Origin of the sequence: Halomonas sp., assembly GCF_052095695.1 — a bacterium.
Taxonomy (GTDB): Bacteria; Pseudomonadota; Gammaproteobacteria; order Pseudomonadales; family Halomonadaceae; genus Vreelandella.
In genome coordinates this window covers 1,254-4,678 of the sequence record NZ_JBQDLQ010000147.1, presented here as the reverse complement: position 1 = coordinate 4,678, position 3,425 = coordinate 1,254, and the positions used below count along the sequence as shown (strand labels likewise).

At 51.7% G+C, this 3,425-nt stretch carries 4 protein-coding genes; all 4 read right to left on the bottom strand.

The window, feature by feature from the left end:
* Positions 1–107: 107 nt before the first annotated feature.
* On the bottom strand, positions 108–725 hold the full coding sequence (gene nqrE, locus ACTH5D_RS17290; protein ID WP_441673403.1) for an NADH:ubiquinone reductase (Na(+)-transporting) subunit E: 618 nt from the start codon (positions 723–725) through the stop codon (positions 108–110).
* 1 nt (position 726) lies between these two features.
* On the bottom strand, positions 727–1,395 hold the full coding sequence (locus ACTH5D_RS17285) for an NADH:ubiquinone reductase (Na(+)-transporting) subunit D (RefSeq protein ID WP_235039538.1): 669 nt from the start codon (positions 1,393–1,395) through the stop codon (positions 727–729).
* 2 nt (positions 1,396–1,397) lie between these two features.
* A complete protein-coding gene (locus tag ACTH5D_RS17280; RefSeq protein ID WP_441673401.1) occupies positions 1,398–2,219 on the bottom strand; it encodes a Na(+)-translocating NADH-quinone reductase subunit C in 822 nt (273 codons plus the stop codon).
* On the bottom strand, positions 2,219–3,425 hold a 1,207-nt coding region (locus ACTH5D_RS17275), incomplete at its 5' end, for an NADH:ubiquinone reductase (Na(+)-transporting) subunit B (protein WP_441673399.1). The genes ACTH5D_RS17275 and ACTH5D_RS17280, both read right to left, overlap by 1 nt.

Below are 3,425 nucleotides of genomic sequence, written 5' to 3'. Positions count from 1 at the left end.
GACAACACCGAGCAAGATGACTGTTGTATCAACCATGTCGGTTTCCTATTGCTGGAGGTTTTGTATAACCCGGCGATGCAGGCACCGCCGAGAAAAACCGGCTCCGATTAAAGCTGAATGCCTGAGAAAGACATAAAGCCTAACGACATCAGACCCACGGTGATGAAAGTGATGCCCAGCCCTTGCAGGCCACCCGGCACATCGCTGTACTTCAACTTTTCACGAATACCCGCCAGAGCGGCAATCGCCAGCGCCCAGCCAGTGCCTGCGCCAAAACCATAGACCACTGATTCGCCAAAGCTGTAGTTACGCTCAACCATGAACAGTACGCCACCTAAAATGGCACAGTTAACGGTGATTAGCGGCAGGAATACACCTAACGCGTTGTAGAGCGAAGGCACGTACTTATCAAGGAACATCTCCATGATCTGTACTAGTGCAGCAATAACACCGATGTAGGAAAGCAGACCAAGGAACGAAAGATCAATGTTTTCAGCACCGCTGATACCCGTCCACGTTAGTGCGCCTTCTTGCAGCAAGTAGGTGAACACTAAGTTGTTGATAGGTACCGTAACGGTCAATACAACGATAACGGCAATGCCAAGCCCAATCGCAGAGGAAACCTTTTTGGAAACAGCCAAGAAGGTACACATGCCCAAGAAAAAGGCCAACGCCATGTTCTCAACAAACACCGAGGCAACAAAGAGACTCAGATAATGTTCCATATTACACGGCCTCCTTGGGCTTGGTGTTTTCTTTCATTTTGAACTCATTACTTTCTACTTGCTCTGGATTAACCGAACGCATAATCCAAATCAGCAGGCCAATAATGAAGAACGCCGAAGGCGGCAACAGCAGCAAGCCGTTAGGAACGTACCAGCCACCATCTTGAACCGTCTGAAGAACGGTGAAACCAAAGATGCTTCCAGCGCCCAACAGCTCACGTACAAAACCAACAACCAGCAGTACAAAGCCGTAGCCTAAGCCGTTACCAATACCATCTAGGAACGAAAGACCTGGCGAGTTAGACATCGCAAAGCCTTCTGCACGGCCCATAACGATACAGTTGGTAATGATCAGGCCTACAAACACAGAAAGCTGTTTGGACATCTCATAAGCGTAGGCTTTGAGAATCTGATCTACCACGATAACCAGTGATGCAATAATGGTCATCTGCACAATGATACGAATCGATGACGGAATGTGATTCCTGATCAACGAAACGAACAAGTTTGAGAACGCAGTCACAAAAATAACCGCCAGCGCCATTACCAGCGACACGCTCATGCTGGTCGTTACTGCCAGTGCAGAACAAATCCCCAAAATCTGCAGTGCAATGGGGTTGTCTCTAAAAATAGGCGCCGTTAAAACGCCTTTTGCATTTACGTCCGCCATGATCAAGCCCCCTCAACGTCTTCGAAGTCAGTATCGGTGCCTTCGGCATCTTCCGGCTCAGTACCGCTGCGGAATTTCGCCAAATACGGTCCGAATGCTTCCTCGCTTAACCAGAACTTCAGCATGTTTGTCACGCCATTACTGGTTAGCGTAGCGCCAGATAACGCGTCCACTTCATAGTCGTCGCTCGCGCCGCCCTTGGTAAGATGAATTGCCGGTGAGAGGTCGCCCTCTTCATCGTAAATTTTCTTACCTTCCCACTGGGCCTGCCAACGGGGGTTGTTTACTTCCCCACCTAGGCCTGGCGTTTCGCTGTGCTCATAGTAGGTGATACTCACGATCGTATTGCCATCACCCTCTACCGCTAAGAAGCCACGCATCAGTCCCCAAAGGCCTTGGCCGCGAATAGGCAGCACAATTTGCTCTGGATCATTTTCGTCGCCAATCAGGTACACCGTCGCGTAGTTTTCTACCCGCGAAAGGCCTGCTATATCCTGATCGCCTGACAGCGTGCGGCCTGTCGCGGGATCCCGCGCAGCCTCAAAACTATCAAACGTATCGGGATCGAACTCATCAGTGTACTCGCCGCTATCCAAATCGATAACGCGTGCGGTGATTTGCTCGCTAAAGGCCTCTTCAACGTCCATACCGGGCTCATAGAGCTTGGCAACGTTAAGGATATTGGTTTTACGGTCCAGCTCCTGGTTGAGCTGCTGAGCGGGGCGCAGTGCAACTGCCGCCGTCGAGACAATGACCGAGCACACAATACACAGTGCAAAGGCCACAATCAGGACTTTCTTGATGGAGTTATTACCTTGTGCCATTAGGCAGTCTCCTCGGCCGGTACACCGGTACGCTTAACGCGGCGCTTGATATTGGCCTGGACGAAGAAATGGTCAATCAGCGGTGCAAACAGGTTCGCGAACAGAATCGCCAGCATGATGCCTTCCGGGAAGGCCGGGTTCACAACGCGAATCAAGACAGTCATCACACCAATCAGCGCACCAAATATGAGGCGGCCCTGGTTCGTCATTGAGGCTGACACTGGGTCAGTCGCCATGAACACCATACCGAAGGCAAACCCGCCAATAACCAGATGCCAGTACCACGGCATGGCGAACATGGCGTTAGTATCGGAGCCAATCAGGTTAAAGAGCGTGCTGGTGGCCACCATGCCCAGGAACACGCCCAGCATGATTCGCCAGGAAGCAATACGCGTCCACAGCAGTACCGCCGCCCCCATAAAGATGGCCAGCGTAGAAACCTCACCCACAGAGCCTGGGATAAAGCCAAGGAAGGCATCCCACCAGCTAAAGGTATTGGTCAACGCCGTCATGCCGTCTTGGAACGCCAAGGAAAGCGCAGTGGCTCCCGTATAACCATCGGCTGCGACCCACACAGAGTCACCCGAAATTTGCGCCGGGTAAGCAAAGTATAGGAAGGCACGCCCCGTTAGTGCGGGGTTCAAGAAGTTCTTGCCCGTACCACCGAAGATTTCCTTGCCGATGACCACACCAAAGGTGATGCCTAAAGCAACCTGCCAAAGCGGGATAGTGGCGGGAAGAATCAGTGCAAACAGTACTGACGTTACGAAGAAGCCTTCGTTAACCTCATGGCCACGCTTAATCGCGAACAACACTTCCCAGAAACCGCCCACAGCAAACGTTACCAAATAGATAGGTAAGAAGTAGGTAGCACCAAGAACAAAGTTAGCCCATAAGCTGCTGGAATCATGACCCGACGCCAAGGTCATCAGGATCGCTTCGCGCCAGCCACCCATTGATGCATAGCCCGCATCGATGGCGACGTTAGCTTGCCAGCCGGCATTCCACATACCAAACAGCATGGCGGGGAACGTGCACAGCCAAACGGTGATCATCATGCGCTTAAGATCGATACCGTCGCGCACGTGTGCCGTCGTTTTAGCAACGCTAGGCGGTGAGTAGAAAATAGTATCTACCGCTTCAAATAGCGGATAGAACTTTTCGTACTTTCCGCCTTTGTGGAAATGCGGCTCGATATTTTGGAGT

Bases quoted from the DNA above. Each gene is read 5' to 3' on its own strand.
- nqrE (WP_441673403.1), bottom strand. From the start codon at position 725: ATGGAACATTATCTGAGTCTCTTTGTTGCCTCGGTGTTTGTTGAGAAC.
- ACTH5D_RS17285 (WP_235039538.1), bottom strand. From the start codon at position 1,395: ATGGCGGACGTAAATGCAAAAGGCGTTTTAACGGCGCCTATTTTTAGA.
- ACTH5D_RS17280 (WP_441673401.1), bottom strand. From the start codon at position 2,219: ATGGCACAAGGTAATAACTCCATCAAGAAAGTCCTGATTGTGGCCTTT.